17 protein-coding genes are annotated in these 16,136 nt (G+C 70.2%); 4 read left to right on the top strand and 13 right to left on the bottom strand.

Annotated features, from left to right (window positions below):
• The 7 genes from FGM06_RS06615 to FGM06_RS06585 form a co-directional block, all read right to left on the bottom strand.
• The gene (locus tag FGM06_RS06615) at positions 1–498 is read right to left on the bottom strand and encodes a flagellar protein G (protein WP_144798316.1); all 498 of its coding nucleotides are present in this window, start codon (positions 496–498) and stop codon (positions 1–3) included.
• A complete protein-coding gene (locus tag FGM06_RS06610) occupies positions 499–960 on the bottom strand; it encodes a flagellin (RefSeq protein ID WP_144798315.1) in 462 nt (153 codons plus the stop codon).
• On the bottom strand, positions 950–2,806 hold the full coding sequence (locus tag FGM06_RS06605; protein ID WP_144798314.1) for a FlaD/FlaE family flagellar protein: 1,857 nt from the start codon (positions 2,804–2,806) through the stop codon (positions 950–952). The genes FGM06_RS06610 and FGM06_RS06605 overlap by 11 nt, the downstream gene beginning before the upstream one ends.
• Positions 2,807–2,952: 146 nt before the next feature.
• Positions 2,953–3,504: a chemotaxis protein CheD gene (locus tag FGM06_RS06600; protein WP_144798313.1), complete on the bottom strand. Its 552-nt coding sequence runs from the start codon at positions 3,502–3,504 to the stop codon at positions 2,953–2,955.
• Entirely contained in the window at positions 3,501–4,709 is a 1,209-nt protein-coding gene (locus FGM06_RS06595) for a chemotaxis protein CheC (protein WP_144798312.1), read from the bottom strand. The genes FGM06_RS06600 and FGM06_RS06595 overlap by 4 nt, the downstream gene beginning before the upstream one ends.
• A complete protein-coding gene (gene cheY / locus FGM06_RS06590; protein WP_144798311.1) occupies positions 4,709–5,065 on the bottom strand; it encodes a chemotaxis protein CheY in 357 nt (118 codons plus the stop codon). Before cheY ends, FGM06_RS06595 begins: the two co-directional genes overlap by 1 nt.
• A 118-nt stretch (positions 5,066–5,183) precedes the next feature.
• Positions 5,184–7,565, bottom strand: a complete 2,382-nt coding sequence (locus tag FGM06_RS06585; RefSeq protein ID WP_206668671.1) for a BGTF surface domain-containing protein — start codon at positions 7,563–7,565, stop codon at positions 5,184–5,186.
• Positions 7,566–7,815: 250 nt separating this feature from the next.
• Here FGM06_RS06585 and FGM06_RS06580 point away from each other — a divergent pair, with 250 nt between their 5' ends.
• Entirely contained in the window at positions 7,816–8,289 is a 474-nt protein-coding gene (locus tag FGM06_RS06580) for a zinc ribbon domain-containing protein (RefSeq protein WP_144798310.1), read from the top strand.
• A 15-nt stretch (positions 8,290–8,304) separates the two neighbouring features.
• On the opposite strand, the gene FGM06_RS06575 is transcribed toward FGM06_RS06580, so the two are convergent.
• The 4 genes from FGM06_RS06575 to FGM06_RS06560 all read right to left on the bottom strand — a co-directional run bounded on the left by FGM06_RS06575 (position 8,305) and on the right by FGM06_RS06560 (position 11,033).
• Positions 8,305–8,976, bottom strand: coding sequence for a DUF7500 family protein (locus FGM06_RS06575; protein ID WP_144798309.1), 672 nt, complete (start codon positions 8,974–8,976; stop codon positions 8,305–8,307).
• A gap of 85 nt (positions 8,977–9,061) precedes the next feature.
• Entirely contained in the window at positions 9,062–9,751 is a 690-nt protein-coding gene (locus FGM06_RS06570) for an archaellin/type IV pilin N-terminal domain-containing protein (RefSeq protein WP_144798308.1), read from the bottom strand.
• 2 nt (positions 9,752–9,753) lie between these two features.
• Entirely contained in the window at positions 9,754–10,344 is a 591-nt protein-coding gene (locus tag FGM06_RS06565) for an archaellin/type IV pilin N-terminal domain-containing protein (protein WP_144798307.1), read from the bottom strand.
• 350 nt (positions 10,345–10,694) lie between these two features.
• A complete protein-coding gene (locus FGM06_RS06560) occupies positions 10,695–11,033 on the bottom strand; it encodes a hypothetical protein (protein ID WP_144798306.1) in 339 nt (112 codons plus the stop codon).
• Between the two features lie 186 nt (positions 11,034–11,219).
• On the opposite strand from FGM06_RS06560, the gene FGM06_RS06555 reads away from it, so the two are divergent.
• Entirely contained in the window at positions 11,220–11,558 is a 339-nt protein-coding gene (locus FGM06_RS06555) for a helix-turn-helix domain-containing protein (RefSeq protein WP_123113422.1), read from the top strand.
• Positions 11,559–11,623: 65 nt separating this feature from the next.
• Here FGM06_RS06555 and FGM06_RS06550 read toward each other — a convergent pair whose 3' ends face one another.
• Positions 11,624–12,352: an RAD55 family ATPase gene (locus FGM06_RS06550; RefSeq protein WP_144798305.1), complete on the bottom strand. Its 729-nt coding sequence runs from the start codon at positions 12,350–12,352 to the stop codon at positions 11,624–11,626.
• Positions 12,353–12,501: 149 nt separating this feature from the next.
• Here FGM06_RS06550 and FGM06_RS06545 point away from each other — a divergent pair, with 149 nt between their 5' ends.
• On the top strand, positions 12,502–13,065 hold the full coding sequence (locus tag FGM06_RS06545) for a HalX domain-containing protein (protein WP_144798304.1): 564 nt from the start codon (positions 12,502–12,504) through the stop codon (positions 13,063–13,065).
• Between the two features lie 75 nt (positions 13,066–13,140).
• Positions 13,141–14,688, top strand: coding sequence for a molybdopterin-dependent oxidoreductase (locus FGM06_RS06540; protein ID WP_144798303.1), 1,548 nt, complete (start codon positions 13,141–13,143; stop codon positions 14,686–14,688).
• Positions 14,689–14,712: 24 nt separating this feature from the next.
• On the opposite strand, the gene FGM06_RS06535 is transcribed toward FGM06_RS06540, so the two are convergent.
• Positions 14,713–16,134 carry a single-stranded-DNA-specific exonuclease RecJ gene (locus FGM06_RS06535; protein ID WP_144798302.1) on the bottom strand — a complete coding sequence of 474 codons (1,422 nt, stop codon included), beginning with the start codon at positions 16,132–16,134 and terminating at the stop codon, positions 14,713–14,715.
• Positions 16,135–16,136: the final 2 nt, after the last annotated feature.

Genomic DNA, 16,136 nt, shown 5'->3' with positions numbered 1-16,136 from the left:
TCAGTTCGCCTCCGTGCGGAACTGGAACAGCTCCTCGTCGCCGTTCACCGTGAGGTACACCCGGTGGTCCGTCCCCGGATCGAGGCCGTCGTTCGTCTCGCCCAACCGGTTGGTGTCGATCGTGAGCCGCAGCACGTCCCCGCGGTCCCACGCCGCGCCCGAGCCGGCGGAGAGGAGCTCCCCCTCCGTCGCGCTCGGGGGGACGTAGCTCCCGTCGAAGACGACGTCGATCCCGGAGCCGTCGGGGTTGAGCCGCTGCGTCCCGGTGTTCTTTATCAGCAGCGTCACGTTCTCGTTCCCGCTCTCGTTGTACACCCCGGCGCTCGCGTCGGAGATGACCGTCACGTCGGTCCGGAGCTGCTCGGTCGCGTCGATCCCGGCGTCCTCGACGGCCGCGCTCACGCGGTCGACGCCGGTCGTGATCGTGCCGACGACGCCGGCGGCGATCACGAGGCTCGCGATGAACAGGATGAGGTGCGACACCGGAACGCTGGCCATCTACGCGCTCACCTCCGCGGCGTCGCGGACCCCGGACTCGACCACGAGGACGACGCGGGTCTCGTTCGCGACCACGTCGGTCGAGAGGTCCGTCTCGTTCACGGTCACCGTCAGCGTCTCGCCGCCGAGCCAGAGCTCGGTGTCGCCGTCGCCGTCGACGGTCGTGGTCGCGTTCGGCCCGCCCACGTCGACGTACTCGTTGCCGACGACGAGCGTCGCGTCGCTCGCGACCAGCCCGACGGAGCCGTCGTTGGTGGCGTTGACCGTCAGCGTCGTGCCGTCGTACGTCGCGTTCGTCACGGCGAAGTCGGTGTTCTGCCGCTCCAGCGAGCGCTCCTGGATCCCCTGTTGCGCGTCGGTGACGCGGTCGAAGCCGTTGGCCGCGACGGGGTAGAACGCGGTGAACGCGAAGAACAGCCCCGCGACGATGATGGCCGTCGACGCGGAGACGCTAACGCCCATCGCCCCACCCTCCGTCGGCCGGATCGGCGCGGTCGGAACGCGGGTTCGGGTCGTTCATGGGCCGCGGGGAGCCGCCGTTCCGATCGCGTCCGTCGGGTCGGTCGTCGCCGCGATCCGCGACTCCGTCGCGGCCTCCCGCGTCGCCGCGGCCGTTCGCTCTGCGGTCGTCCCGTCGCTCCGGGGCGTCGTCGCGCTGGGGCTCCGGGGTGTCGTCGCGGGAGCGCCCCTCGCCGTCGTCCCGCCGACGCCCCTCTGGCTCGTCGCGCCGCCGACCGCCGCGGTCCTCCCGTCGGCCGCGATCACGACTGCGGTCGCGTCCGCCGACGGGGGGCGGGCCGCCGCCGACCAGCGAGCCGCCGGCGAGGTCGTCCCATCGATCGAGCAGCAGGAGGTGGCCGCTCGTCCCGTTGAGCTGGGTCACGTACCGGAGGCTGCGGGTGTGGTGCTCCCGGACGAGCCGGTCGGTCCCCGGTCGGTCGACGAGGTTGCGGTCGATCGTGCCGAACCCGGAGAGGAAGTCGCGGAGCCGCGCCGCGGCCTCCGGGCCGACCCACTCGATGCGCTCGTAGTAGTTGATCGCGCGCACCGCGTCGGTGACGTCGCTCTCGGAGACGAGGAATTCCAGCCACTCCATCACGAGGAGATCGCCGACGTAGTCGCCGGGAAGCGACGTGAGGTACGGCTTCCCGCGGCTCCCGGAGAGGTCGTCCTCGCCGACGTACTCGAAGCCGCCGCCGTTCGCCTCGGCCGGGTCGCCGCCGGGCTGCGGACCGCGCGCCCGCTCGGCCGCCGGCTCGGGCTCCGGTTCGGGATCTCGTTCGTGGCCGTTCGTCGCGGGCTCGGCGTCGCTCGCCGCTCCCTCGTCGAACGAGTCGACGCCGTCGTCGAGGTCGTCGAACGAGCCGTCCTCGCCGTCGAACGGATCCGTCTCGTCGCCGAGGTCGTCGAACGAGTCGTCCCCGTCGTCGAACGAGTCGGCCTCGTCCTCGAACGGGTCCTCGTCCGCGTCGCCGTCGTCCCCCTCCTCGTCGGCCCAGTCGGCCTCCCCGGCGTCGTACTCCTCTTTCAGTTCGCTGAAGCTCTTTCCGTCGTCGTTCATGTCGTCTCCCTCGTCCGCCGCCGCGGCCTCGGACGAGGCGTCGGCGGAGTCGCCGTCGTCCGTGTGGTCGTCGTCCGGTTCCCCGTCCAGCTCGTCGAACTCGTCGCCGCCGTCGTCGAACCCGTCGTCGAGCATCTCGTCGTCGAAGAAGCCGTCGGCGTCCGCGTTCGCGACGTCCTCGTCGAGCTCGTCTCCCCCGTCGTCCGCCTCGTCGTCGTCGAAGAGCCCGAACGACCCCTCGCCGCCGCCGCTGACGCTGTCGAAGCCGCTGGAGTCGTCGACGAAGGGGTTGATCCCGCGGGTGACCATCTCGTAGATGTCGAGCAGGTTCCTGACGTCCTCCTCGATGTCGTCGACCGCGGCCGAGATCTCCTCGTTCTCCGACCGGACCGTGGACACCGTCGAGGAGAGCGAGGCGACCTCGTTCTCCAAGTCGTCGAGCCGCTTCTCCAGCTCGTCGGTGTCGGCGCCGCCGCCACCGCCGCCGTCGTCGAAGCCGTCGTCCCACTCGTCCATCCCGTCGAAGTCGTCGAAGTCGTCGCCCATGCCGCCACCGCCGCCCATGCCGCCACCGCCGCCCATCCCTCCGCCGCCGAAGGGGTCGTCGTCGCCGCCCATGCCTCCCGAGTCGTCGTCGGAGCCGCCGTCGTCGAGGAAGCGGTCGAGGACGCTCGCACCGACGAGCCCCAGCGTGGCGACTGCCCAAGCGGCCGTTGGAGCTCCCCACACCGGTAGTTCGAGGCCCATTACCGAGTACGACCCGCAGAACACACTTCAATTCACCCCTCAAAATATCAACAGTGAGAAGAACAGAACTCGGGGACTGCAAGCGCGTGTCCCGCCGGTGACGGGGCGAGGACCGTCCCGCTCGGCGGGTGCGCCGACCGGCGCGTTCACAGGGTGCGCTCGAACCCGTCCGCCGCCCGGACGACGAGCCCGCCGTCCGGTCCGAACCGGACCGTCCGACCGACGCCGTCGCCGACGTCGCTGGCGACGATCGGGACGCCGGCCGACGCGAGACACCGCTCGGTTCGCTCGACGTTCCGCGGGCCGACGGCGTCGGTGAGGTCGAGCATCTCGGCGCCGCCGGCGACGCGAGCCTCCAGCCGCCCGGGCGCCGCGCCGGCCGCGACGAGCTCGTCGACGAGCGCGTCGATGCCGGCGTCGACGTACTTCCCCCGGCGGGCGGCGGCCGTCCGCGTCTCGTCGCTCGCGGGTAACATCGCGTGGAGGAGCCCGCGGACGCCCGCCCGCTCGTCGGCGAGCGCGACGGCGACGCAGGAGCCGAGCCCGCTCGTCGTCAGCGTCTCCCCGTCGGTCGCCACGGCCAGTTCGCCGACGCCGACCCTGATGCGCCCCCCGCCGCCGTCGCCGCGCCGCCCCTCGTCGTCGCTGCCGTCCCGGTCTCGCGACCCGCGACCGCGGGACGACGAGGGGCGGCTCACGTCTCGGAGAGGCGGTCGAGGGCCCGAGCCAGTTCGCGCTCGTCCGGGAGCGCGTACACGTCGCAGCGCGCCTGCACGCCCTCCGTCTGGATCGCGGCGTCGATCACGAATCCGTAGTCCTGCCGGCGGCTCAGCTTGGCGACCAGCGGGCTGATCGCCGCCGAGCCGATGTCGTGGACGAACTCCGGCGGCGAGTGGCTGATCGAGGTGCCGAGCACGTTCGCCCAGCCGTCGATGAACCCGCTCGTCATCACGTTGCCGAGCTCGCAGAGCGCGTTCTCCGCCATTCCCCCGAGCGGCTCGTCCGGCTCGCTCGGCAGCATCGCCGCCGCTATCTTCGCCGCCGACTCCTCCTCGAAGAGGATCGCGAGGTAGCCGCTCGGCTCCCCCTGCAGCTCGAAGACGGTGCCCGCGTGGGGCTCGACGCCGACCTCGGCGGGGACGTCCGCGAGCGGGACGAACCGCAGCCGGCTCACGTCGACGGTCGTGTCGAGGCCGGTCATCATCGCGATGTTGTCGGCGGCGTTCGCCGACCCCCGCTTCGCCAGCGACGCGAACGTCGACAGCGACTCGTACGGGACCGCGGTGCTCCCGGTGTCGCCTTCCGCCGCGCCCTCCCTCGCCGCCTCGGCGCCCGGGGCGGCGGCCGGCGCCGTCTTCCCGACGACGAGGTCCCGGAACTGCCCGGAGTCGGGGAGCATGTAGATGGAGAAGTCGAGGTCGGTCGTCGTCGCGTCCAGCCGGCTCTCGAAGAGGAAGACGCCGTCGCCGGCGAGCGCGCCGTCCGGGAGGACGGCGGCGCCGTCGGCCTCGAAGTAGCGCGGCGGCGTCATGTCGATCGCCTTCCCGAGGTAGTTCGCCCAGCCGTCGAGGAAGCCGCCGAGCGCGATGTTGCCGACCTCGGTCACCGCGCTGCGCTCCATCGACGCGCCGCCGGGTAAAAGCGAGAGCAGGGCGTCGACGTTGGCGGCGTCGAACGCGAGCACCGCCTCCCCCTCTAGGCCGCCGCGAAGCCCGACGCTCACGCCGATCGACTCGCGGCCCGCGAACGCCTCGGCGAGGTCCTCGCCGCTGGCGACGCTCGCGCCCGTGACCTCCACCGCGAGGTCGGTCCCCGTGAGGTCGGCGAGCGCGCCGGCGGCCTGTTCGGCCCCGCGCTCCGCCAGGCGGTTGCACGCGCCGAGCGCCCGGACGTCGACCCGCATTATACCGCCGATCCGATGGCGTCGAGCACGTTCGGCTTCTGGAACGGCTTCGTGATGTACCCCTCCGCGCCGGCCTTGATGGCGGCCTTCATCTTCTCCTCCTGGCCCACGCTGGTGCACATGATCACCGTCGCCTCCGGGTTCCCCTCGAGGATCTCCGTCGTCGCCTCGATCCCGTCGCGGATCGGCATCACGATGTCCATCATCACGAGGTCCGGGCCGTGCTCCTCGTACATGTTGACCGCCTCCACGCCGTTCTCGGCCTCGCCGACGATCTCGAACTCCCCCTCGAGGATCTCCCGAAGGAGGTTCCGCATGAACTCCGAGTCGTCCGCGATGAGCACGCGCGTTGCCATTGTTGTCTGAAGCGGGGCGCAGCGATCACTTAACGGCTCCCCTGCGGTTCTCAGCGATGAGAACCGCCGACGCCGGCGTCGGCTCGACCCCCGCTGACGGCGCCCGCGGCCTCCGCCCTCAGACCCAGTGGCCGAGAATGTACGTCGCGCCGACGAGGACCGTCCCGCCGAACGTCTCGCGCGTTCCGATCCCGAACGGGAGGAGCGTCGCCGGCGCCTCGTCGGGAGGCCCTTCGTCCGGCGCCTCTCCGTCGTCGTCGAATTCCTCCCCGGATCCGCCGTCCGAGCTTCCGTCGCCGTCGGTGTCGTCCGGCTCCCCGCCGCCGTCGGTGCCGTCCTCCGCATCGCCGGTGCCGTCACCCGCTTGGTCGGTCGCTCCCTCACCGTCCGCGTCGCCGTCGTCCACCCGCGTCACCGCGGGGTCGGCCTCCACGATCAGCGTTCCGTTGACCCTGTCCCCGTCGATGGTCAGCGAGTACGGGTACTCGCCCGGTTCGAGGTCGGCGTCGAGCCCCTCGAACGTCTCGTTCCGTTCGTCCCCCGGCGCGACCGTGACGCGTCGCTCCTCGACGATCTCCCCGTCGTCGACGTCGAGCGTCAGGCGCTCCCTGTTCCGCAGTTGGCCGACGTTCCGCACCGCCGCGGAGAGGTTCCCCAGCGACTCGCCGCGGGTCACAGTCAGATTCGTCGTCGTCGCGTTCGCCAGCCGCAACCGGTCGGGGTCCGAGGCGTTCTCGACGACGATGACCGTCCGGCTGTCCTGCAGGGACTGGCCCCTGTAGAGTCGGTAGCTCGCTCTCGCACCGGGCGGCACGCCGGCGAGTCCGCTGTCCACGGTGAAGTTCCCGTCCTCGATCGCCAGCTCGGACTCGGTCCGGTTCGGGGTCTCGTTCGTGTCCCGAACGATCGTCGCCGACAGCTCCGTAACCGGGAGGATCGAGGTCGTCCCGGTGATCGTCCCGTCGTCGGTCTCGACCAGGAGGTCGCCGTCGTCGGTGACGTCGTCGTACCGGAGGTACCGCTCCCGGACGCCGAACGACGCCTCGGCGCTGACCCGACCGTCATCGGTCCCGTGATACGGGTACTGCTCCGAGATCCGGTCGTCCGTCGCGGACGCCGGGTCGAACGCCGCGGGCGGTTCCCCCCCGTCCCGGAACGCGTAGCGCTCGCTCTCGGTCCCCTCCAGGGCGAACTCGACCGCGAACTCGTCGCCCGGCTCGACGTCCTCGGTGAACGGTCCGCCGTCGCTCGTGTCTATCGCGAGGTAGAACCGACCGGGCAGCCCGCTCCTGTCGGCGTCCCCGCGTCGGAGTTGCTCCGCCTCCGCGAGGAAGAGGGTGACGTCGTCGGGGTCGGCGTCCGCGAGGTCCAGCTCCGCGCGCCGTTCGTTCCGGCCGGGGTTCGTCTGCCGGACCGTCAGCGAGACGCCCTCCTCGGCCTCGAGGAGGTCGACGAGGACGCGATGGTCGATCGCGGTCCCGGCCTCGATCGCGGTCCCGTCCTCGCCCGACTCGCCGGACCGCCGATCCGCGAAGTGCGAGAGGGCGCCCCAGATCCCGGTCGCCTCGAAGCCGAGCACGACGCGGTCGCCCTTCGTCACCGCCGTGCGGTCCAGCCCGTTCTCCCTGAGGGCTCCGACGGATTCGTCCCCCTCCTCGCCGTCGGCGATCACGTCGGCGTCCGCGGTCGTGAACACCTCGACCTCGTCGCGGAACGACGGCTCCCGCAACACGAGGTCGGACTCCGCGGCCACCTCGACCGGATCGACCGCTCCCGAGTCACGGACGACGAAGGTGCCGTTGGTGATCGCGAGCCGGTACCGCTCCGGGACCAGGGGCCGCGCGAGGCCGCCCGCGCCGGTCGAGCCGACCCCGGAGAGGTTCCCGAGGCTATCGGCGATCACGTCGCCGTCCCCGTTCCTGAACTCGAGGTCGCAGGACACGTCGTCGTCGCTGCAGCTGTCGACGTCGCTCTCGTTCGTCCCGATGAGACGCGTGTTGATCGTCGTCGATCCGCCGCTCACCCGGAGCACGTCGACGAAACCGATCGTCCCGCCGGAGTCGGTGAGGCGGTTCCCGCCGACGAGCAGGTAGGCTGTGTCGTCCCCCGAGGCGTCGACCGCGTGTCTGATCTCCACGACGTCCCCGGCCGTCCCGGTGTACGTCGGTCGGCTGAACGACCCGTCGATCTCGCGACTGACGGCGTCGCCCCGTTCCGCCGCTCCGTCGGTCTCGATCGCCGAGACGGCGTCGCCTCCCCCGACCGCCACCGCGTCCTCCTCCGAGACGGTCGCCGCGGCGGTGGCCGTGGCCGCGGCGCCGAAAAGCGAGAGGCACACCGCGAGAGCGACCAGGACGACGCTGAGAGTCGAAAGCCAGGCGCGCAGCGCGGCTCCCCCGCTTTCGTCCTCCGTCACCTCCTCGCGCCGGCAGCTTCCGGAACCGGCGCTCGTCGTCCTCTCGGACGGATCCGCGCCGTCCGGTGGAGCTCTGGAGGTCATCGTGGTGTCGAGGCGGTCATCGTGGTGTCGGTCTCGTCGCAACGGGGCCGAACCGCGTGAACGGTGCGCCGTCGTGTTGCTACATCGTCGGGATCTCAGCGACTAAAGCGTACCCTCCCGATTATCGCCTCGGAGAACCGGCGCCGACCGCCGCGCTGCGAATCGCGATGAATCGACCGACTGCGGCCGGATCGATCGCGGAGACGAGCCCCGAAGAGTTAAGCCCGACCGCGGTGCCGTTCCGATGAGGATGAAGACCTGTCCCCGGTGCGAGTCGTCGATCGACGACGAGGCCCGCTACTGCGTCGACTGCGGCGCCCCCCAGACCGAGGCGGCCGCCGAGGAGCTCGACGAGTACGTGCAGCAACAGGCCCGGCAGGTCGCCGCCGACTCGGGGGCGGCGGGCGGCGGAGGTGGAGGTAGCGGCGGAAGCGACTCGGGCGGTGACGGCGTCGCCGGCTTCGTCCCGACCGAGGAGCTCACCGACCGCGAACAGCTCTGGCGGCGCGGCTGCTACGTCGCGGGGTACGGGACGATCGTCGTCGCGCTCACGCTGGTTCCGCAGGTCGGCGCCTTCCTCCTGATCCTCGGCGGGATCGCGATCCTCCCGCCGGTCCGTCGACTGACGGCGGAGCCGCTCGGGAGCCCGCTGAAACGCGAGGTGATGGCCGGGTTGTACGCGATATTCGGGGTGCTCGGCGCGGCGCTGCTGGCATTCCTGTAACTTCCGCCGCCGGCCTCACTCGATCCGGAACCCGTCCGCCTCCTCCGCGGCGCGGACGAGGTCGCCGATGCTGTCGCTCGCCGTGAGCCCCCGGCTCGCGGCGAACCGCTTTATCGCCACCGGCGGCACGTCGACGGTCGTCTCCGAGGCGACGAGGAGGAGCCCGAGCGCCTCCGGCGTCGGCGAGCTCGGGCCCGCGTTCGACGCGAACCACGTCACGAGCGAGTCGAACGTCGCCGTCACGTCGTTCGACACCATCCGCTGGCGGCTGGTGTCGCCGTCGGCGTGGAGCGTCGCGTCGATCCCGTAGGTGAAGCCGTCGCCGTCGAAGGAGCTCGCCAGCCACCGGCTCACCGCCTGTCGGTCGACGCCGACGTCGCCGCGAGCGCCGCGATCTCCCTCGGTCGCACCGGGATCCGCGACGCCCGGACCGGCGGCGTTCGCCTGCGGGTCCGCGCCCGGCGGGCGGCGCTCCGCGGGGCTCGCGGGGTCCGCGGCGGTGAACCCGGACTCGTCGGCGGGTCGCCGCTGCGGCCGCGATCGACCGACGTTGGGCCTGCCGTTCGTCCCGACGACGTACCTCCCTTCCCCGATCTCGACGACGCTCTCGTCGTCGGTGAAGTCGAGCTCGTCGGGGTCCGCGGGCGGCGCGTCCGGGTCGGACGCCGGTGCGTCGTAGTCACTCATGGAGTAGCCGTCGTGGTGCGAGAAAATAGGTGTTCCGGGCGGAGGGATCCGCCGGGACGCTAGTTAGGGGGCTGTTCGAGGCTCGTTAGAGCCGGACCGCTTCGCCGTCCTCGTTGAAGAGGTCGGGGGCACGGAGTTCAACGGAGGTCGTCGCGCCCGAGGGCGAGACGATGTCGAGCGACGAGGTGTCGCCTTCACCGAAGTACACGCCGTTCCCTGCACCGGTACCGAACGGCTCCGTCTCGGGGTTGAACACGACGGTGAACCGCTCCTCGTCATTCAGGACTGCTTCGCTCGCGTTGACGAAGTTACCGGAAGAGTTCTGGACCGCGAACGTGCCGTCGGGTATCGCACTGATCTTTGACCCCTCGGAGAGGTCGCTCAGTGGGGTCCCGGAGTCACCGGTCACGTTCGTGTCGGTGAAGATCAGGTTCCGCTGCCCGTTCGGGCCGACCGCCTGTATGGTCGCGGAGCTCAAGTCGATCTGGTTGGAGCCGGCCGCGCCGGCGACGCCCACGCGGATCTCCTGTAGATCGCCGGTCGAGGCACCGTCAGTCTCGTTCACGATGCCGACCGTGCTCGTGACGTCGATGCGCTCGGAGACGAGGTCCGTACTTTCTTGCCCGGTCGCCTCAGCCTGCGATTGCAGGAAGCCGGCGGTGTTGATCAGCACACCGGCGGCGATGGCAGCGACGAGCACCATCGCGATGAACACGATGAGCGTGCCGATACCAACTTGGCCGCGTTCGTCGTTGTTGTTGATAAATTCGAACATTGTTACAGCCTCACCGAGGTCTGGTCCTTCGTCAGCGTCGTCGGCACGCGAATCTCCGTCGTCGTCGTCGCGCCGGACGCCGTCGTGAACGTCACCGACAGCCGGTCGCCGGTGGAGAGGTTCCCGTACGTGACCTGGTCGTCGAGGTCGACGCTGACCTCCGCCCGGTCACTGCTGTCCGTCAGGACGACGGTGTCCTGGTCCGGGCTCGTGAAGATCTCGACGTTTTCGGAGCCGATCTCGTCGAGCTGGAACGTCTCCTGCCCGTTCGCACCGATGAGTTCGACGCTCGTCTGGTTGAGATCGATGCTGCCCGCACCCGGAGCCTTCGCGACGACGAAATCAATGTCTGTGACGTTGATCTGATCGCCGCTGCTGTTGACGATGCCGGACTGGCTCACGACCTGTAGCCGGTCGCTCACCTGTGATGTACTCTCTTCGCCCGTCGCCTCCGCCTGCGTCTGGAGGAAGCCGGCCGTGTTGATCAGGACGCCGGCGGCGATCGCCGCCACCAGCACCATCGCGATGAACACGATGAGGGTCCCGATCCCCACTTGACCGCGCTCTTCCTCGTCCAGTATGGTTTCGAACATTGTGTGTTGCGTTGGCCCCCGGCCTGCCCGGCGGGCGTTATCAGTTGAGTGCGGAATTTCCCTATTAAAGACTCCGTGCCGATTATTCGACCTGATAAAACGCTGCAGTCATGCGATTATAGAGATATTTACGAGTATATAATTCCTACAATTATCAACGATATGTCGCCTCGGTTATCGGACCAGATAATCCGGGCGTCGATGCACGGGCGCGCAGACACCGGGCGATCGACTGTCGACGCGACTGTCGATCGAGAGTCGAGCCTGACCGGCGGACGTCGCGTTTGAACCGTGAAAATTCGCCGAGACGAACCCTCTTCCCGCTCCGCGCTTCGCGCCTTCTAGGGCCGCTACCGGTCTTGGATCCGCGCGAGTTCGGACTCAGGAATCACGAACTCCTGCGTCCCGGGCTCGTAGACGGCGAGACTCCCCGCGACGAGCGCCATCGACGCCGCCAGCAGCCCGGTGTTGATCAAAAGCAGCGCCTCCGCGTTGGCGAACGACGTCCGGAAACCGGCGACGGGCGTCGCGACCGCCGCGACGACGACGAGCCCGAAGCCGACGGCCAGGTACGCCATCGCGGTGCGGCCCGACGACCGGTACGCGGCGACCGCGAACGCCGCCAGCGTCGCGCTCGCGCCCGCCAACACGGTGGTCGTCACGAGATACAACCCCTCGATGAGCTCCATACCCGGCCTGCTCGGAGTCGACACATAAACCCACGGTGGCGGCTATCACCGGCGATAACATCGCCTTTCGCGACCGCGGGGTCGCAGAACCCGATACGGCCACCGTCGCGGGCTCGTCCCGGGATCTGTGGCGCCCGTAACCACCGGTATCCTTTTAAGCCGCAAAAATCAACAGCGATAACGTGAATGGTGGGGGACGACCTGATCACGGTGCTCGGTAACAAGTACAACACGGACATCCTGACGGCAACCGGCGACGCGATGTCCGCGCAGGACCTGAGCGACGAGCTCGACGTCCCGATCGCGACGTGTTACCGCCGGATCAACGAGCTCGAGGAGGCTGACCTGCTCGAGCTCCACGACCGTCCGCTCTCGGACGAACACCGCCGCGTGAAGGTGTACCGCCGGAAGGTCGACGGCGTCGAGGTCGACTTCCGCGACGGGCTCACGATCGAGGTCGAAGAGCGCTCCGCGGTGAAGAACCGGCTCGACGACGTGTGGCGCGACCTCTCGTCGAGTCAGTAGCGCCGCAGCGACCACCCCGTTCCCCTTTCGCGCCGTCGATACCCGCGGTCTCTCCCCGGTCCGAATCAGAACGACGGCTCGTCGGACCGCCCCATCATCGAGAACCCGCCGGCCCGCTCGTGGACGGTGATCCCGCCCTCGCCGATCTCCATCGGGAAGATGTCGGTGTCGATGTCCTGTTTCCGCATCTTCGCCACCCAGACGTACCGGTTGACGCCCGAGTCCGTCGGCGTCTGGATGAAGTAGATGTTCCCGTCCGTGAGGAAGTTCTCCAGCCCGACCTCCGTGTCCGGGAACACGGCGCCCTGTTCGTTGATGAGCAGCGAGGTCAGCCCGTTCGCCTTGAGGATGTCGGAGAACTTCAGGAGGTACGTCCGCTTCTCCTGTTCGGCGTCGAAGAAGAGCTGGAACATCGACAGCGAGTCGAGCACGAGCCGGTCGAACTCGCCGTCCTCGATGGTGTCGAGCAGCCGGTCGACCGCCGTCGAGAAGTCGGTCTCGCGGAGCATCTCCCGCTTGTCCAAGATCACGATGTCGCCGTCGTCGACGGCGTCGCCGAACCCGTCGAGACCGATCGACTCCGCGGCGCCGCGGATGTCCGCCTCGTCTTCCTCGAAGGAGACGTAGACGCCGCGCTCGCCGTGTTCCGCGACGCCGTGATAGAGGTACTGAATCCCGAAGATGCTCTTTCCGGTCCCGGGGTTCCCGGAGACGAGCACCGTCGACCGCTCCGTGATGCCGCCGGTAAGGATCGAGTCGAGCCCCTCGACCCCGGTGGAGACGAGTTCTGACATTCGTCCCACCATTAGCGACGGGAGTATATAAAAGACGATCCGACGCGGCCGGTCGACCGAATCGACGGCGACAGCTTTATTTCTCGACACGCCGCCCGTTCGTATATGCCTGGTGAAGCGCCCCCCGTCGACCCCGGCGGTGATCGGCGGTGAGCGATCCCTCGGTCCTCGTCGTTGAGGACGAACCCGACATCGCCGCGCTGTACGCCGGCTTCCTCGAGGGGGAGTACGACGTCGACCTCGCCGAGACCGTCGCGGAGGCGATCGACCGGGTCGACGCGAGCGTCGACGTGGTGCTTCTCGACCGCCGACTCCCGGACGGGAGCGGCGACGACGTGCTCGCACGCATCCGCGAGGCCGGCTACGACTGCCGGGTCGCGATGGTCACCGCCGTCGAGCCCGACTTCGACATCATCGGCATGGGGTTCGACCTCTACCTCACCAAGCCCGTCAGCCGCTCGAAGCTGCTGGCGGCGATCGACACCCTTCTCACCCGCAGCGAGTACGACACCCTCGTCCAAGAGGCCGCGGCCCTCGCGAGCAAGCGCGCGGTGCTCAGCTCACAGAAACCCGCCGCCCAGCGCGAGGGCAACGAGGCGTACGCCGAGCTCGTCGACCGGCTGGACGACCTCGACGCCGACATCGACGACCTCGGCGAGTCGCTGTCCTCCGACGACTACCGTGCGATGTTCCGAGACCTCGGCGAGGCCTGACGCGACGTCGACGACGGCCGCTGGCACCCGACCGCCGAGGACGTGGTTCAAGTGACTGTAACCCCGAGGTAGACTATGTTAGACGTTACCGAGCGACGAAACGCGTTGCTCGCGGCGGCGGCCGGGACTGCCGGGGTCGCCGGCTCGTACCTCGTCACGGGGTGGTCGCCCGCGTTCGTCGTCCGGCCCGTCGATCAGGCCATCGTCAACCTGACGCCCGGACCGATCGTGACCTTCGTGATCGAGACCGTCGGCGACGCGGGGCACCTGATCCACGTCGCCATGGCGTTCGCGGCCGTGATCGGACTGTTCGGGTTGATCGCGCTCGCCGGCCTCCGACTCTCCGCGCGCCTCGATCGGGCGTCGGTCGGCGCCGCGACGACCGGTCTGGCGTCGTGGCCCCTCGCCGCCGGCCTGACCGGTGACCCGACCGGTGCGCTGGGCGTGGCGCTCCCCGCGGCGGCCGTCGTCGCGCTCGGCGGGCTCCCCCCAACGTCGACTCGGTCGTCATCGTCTCCCGACCCGGCGTCCGGAGACGGACCCTCGGTCGCGGCCGACCCGACGACGACCGTCGACGCGGTGCGTCGACGGACGCTCGGCGTCGCCGCGGGGACGCTCGGGTTCGTCGTCGCGGCGGTCGTCGGTCGGCGGGTGCCCGCGCCGGAGGACGACGAGGCGCTCGCCGACGCCCCGCGGTCCGAGGGCGCGAGCGATCGCCTGCAGGAGGTCGAGTCGACCTCGCTGGCGGTCGAGAGCGACGACCTCCTCGGTATGGTGAGCCCGATCGGCGACTTCTACAACGTCGACATCGCGCAGTTCGATCCGGAGGTCACCGCGGCCGAGTGGTCGCTGACGTTCACCGGCGAGACCGGCGCCGAGCGGACGGTACCCTTCGACGAGCTGATCGACCGGCCCGTCGAGCACCGCGCGGTGACGCTGCGGTGCGTCGGCGAGAGCCTGAACGGCCGCAAGCTGGACAACGCCGTCTGGACGGGGACGCCGATCCGCCCCCTGCTCGAGTCCGTCGACCCCGAGGGCGACTGCAACTGCGCGATGCTGCGCGGCGACGACGGCTACTACGTCCAGTTCCCGGTCGACGTCCTCGCCGAGGGGTTCCTCGCGTGGGGGATGAACGGGACGGAGCTCCCGCCCGGCCACGGCCACCCGGTCCGGGTGCTGATCCCGGGCCACTGGGGGGAGACGAACGTGAAGTGGCTCTCGGAGATCGAGCTGTTGAACGTCGAGGAGGACGGCTACTGGGAGGAGCGCGGCTGGGAGGGGACCGGCGAGGTGAAGACGGTCGCCAAGCTCTGGGACGAGGGGATCACGGAGCTCGACGACGGCCGGATCGAGCTGGCCGGCCACGCCTACGCCGGGACGCGAGGGATCGAGCGGGTCGAGGTGTCGACCGACGGCGGCGGCTCGTGGACCGACGCCTCCCTCTCTGACCCCCTCCCCGACGCGGACGTCTGGCGGCAGTGGCGCCACGCCTTCGACCCCGACGGCGCCCACGAGGTCGTCGTCCGCGCGGTCGACGGCGAGGGGAACAGACAGACCCGAGAGCCGTCGGACCCGTCGCCGACCGGCGCGTCCGGCTGGGTCCGCCGCACGGTCGGGGAGTGAGCGCCTCGGCGCTCGGCGGTCAGGTCACGAGAGCTGCTCGCCGACCAGCCGGTCCGCCTCGGCGACGAACGCGTCGCGCTCGTCGCTCGGGATCGTCGCGCCCGCGGCGACGTCGTGGCCCCCGCCGTCGCCGCCGACCGCTCGGCTCGCCTCGCGCATCACCGCGGAGAGGTCGAGTCCGCGCCGCACGAGGGCGTGCGAGCCCCGCGAGGACACCTTCAGCTCCTCGGCGCTCTCCTCCGCGAACGCGATCACGGGCTTCGAGCGGTCGACCGCCGGCGACCCGATCGCCATCCCGGCGACGATCCCGACGATCGTCTCGCGGATCCGCGAGCCGGCGTCGAACCACTGGAGGTGCTCCTCCTCGGTGACGCCCTCCGTCTTCACCCACTGGAGCCCCTCGGAGAGGTTCCGGCGGTGGGTCCGGAGGAGCCGCCGCGCCTCGGCAAGTGCGTCGCCGCGGTCGCCGAGACACACCGCGAGGCCGACGTCGGCGCGCTCGTACCGGGCGGTGGCGTTGAGCAGGGTGGAGAACTCGCTGACGTCCCGCAGCTCCGTGCCGGGCTCCTCGTCGACGAGCGTGTAGGAGGTCCCGACGAGCGCCTCGATCCGGTCGGCGGGGACGCCGGAGGCGACGGCGCGGCGCATCAGCGCCGACGCGAGGACCTGCCGCTCCGCGCCGTCGAGGTCGACCCACCGGCGCCACTCGCCGTCGCGCTTCACGTCGACGTCGAGGTCGCCGAGGAACGCGATCGCCCCCGCCTCGTCGTTCGAGATCCCCGGGATCTTCACGTCCGAGGCGTACTCCAGCAGCTTCGGGAGCGGGCGCGTCTGTCTCCCGTACAGGTCGAGATCGGTGCGCGTCTCGATGACCCCGGCGTCGACGCCGTCGGCGACGATAGCCTCGTTGGCGCCGACGAGCCCCCCGTCGGAGTCCTGCATGTCCCCGACCGCGCCGACGACCGCGAGCGCGGCGAGGTCGCGGTTGTCGCCGTCGGGCCCCTCCAGCGCCCGGGCGAGCACGTAGCTGGCGCCCGCGCCGGACAGCTCGCTCGCGCCGTTTATCCCTTCGAGGAGGGGATTGAGGTGGAACTCCGTGTCGCGGTCGGCCGGCTGGTGGTGGTCGGCGATCACGGGGACGAAGTCCCCGCGGTCCTCGTGCTCGGCGATCACGTCGAGCTGGCCGGAGCCGAAGTCGGTGAACAGCACCACGTCGAACTCGCGTGCGGCGATCCCCGCGATCGACTCGGCGTCCAGCTGCTTCTCGAAGACGACCTCGTGGTCGATCTCGGCGCGCGCCAGCGCCGACGAGGCGACCGCGGCGCTCGTCAGCCCGTCGGCGTCGATGTGGGACGCGAGCAGCACCCGGTCGGCGGCGCGGAGGCGGTCGGCGCAGGCGCTCGCGCGTCCGGCGAGGTCCGGCACGGGTGAGTCGGCGACTGCCATTA

Source organism: Halorubrum depositum (genome assembly GCF_007671725.1).
Lineage (GTDB): Archaea > Halobacteriota > Halobacteria > Halobacteriales > Haloferacaceae > Halorubrum > Halorubrum depositum.
This window is presented reverse-complemented; position numbering and strand designations above follow the sequence as displayed.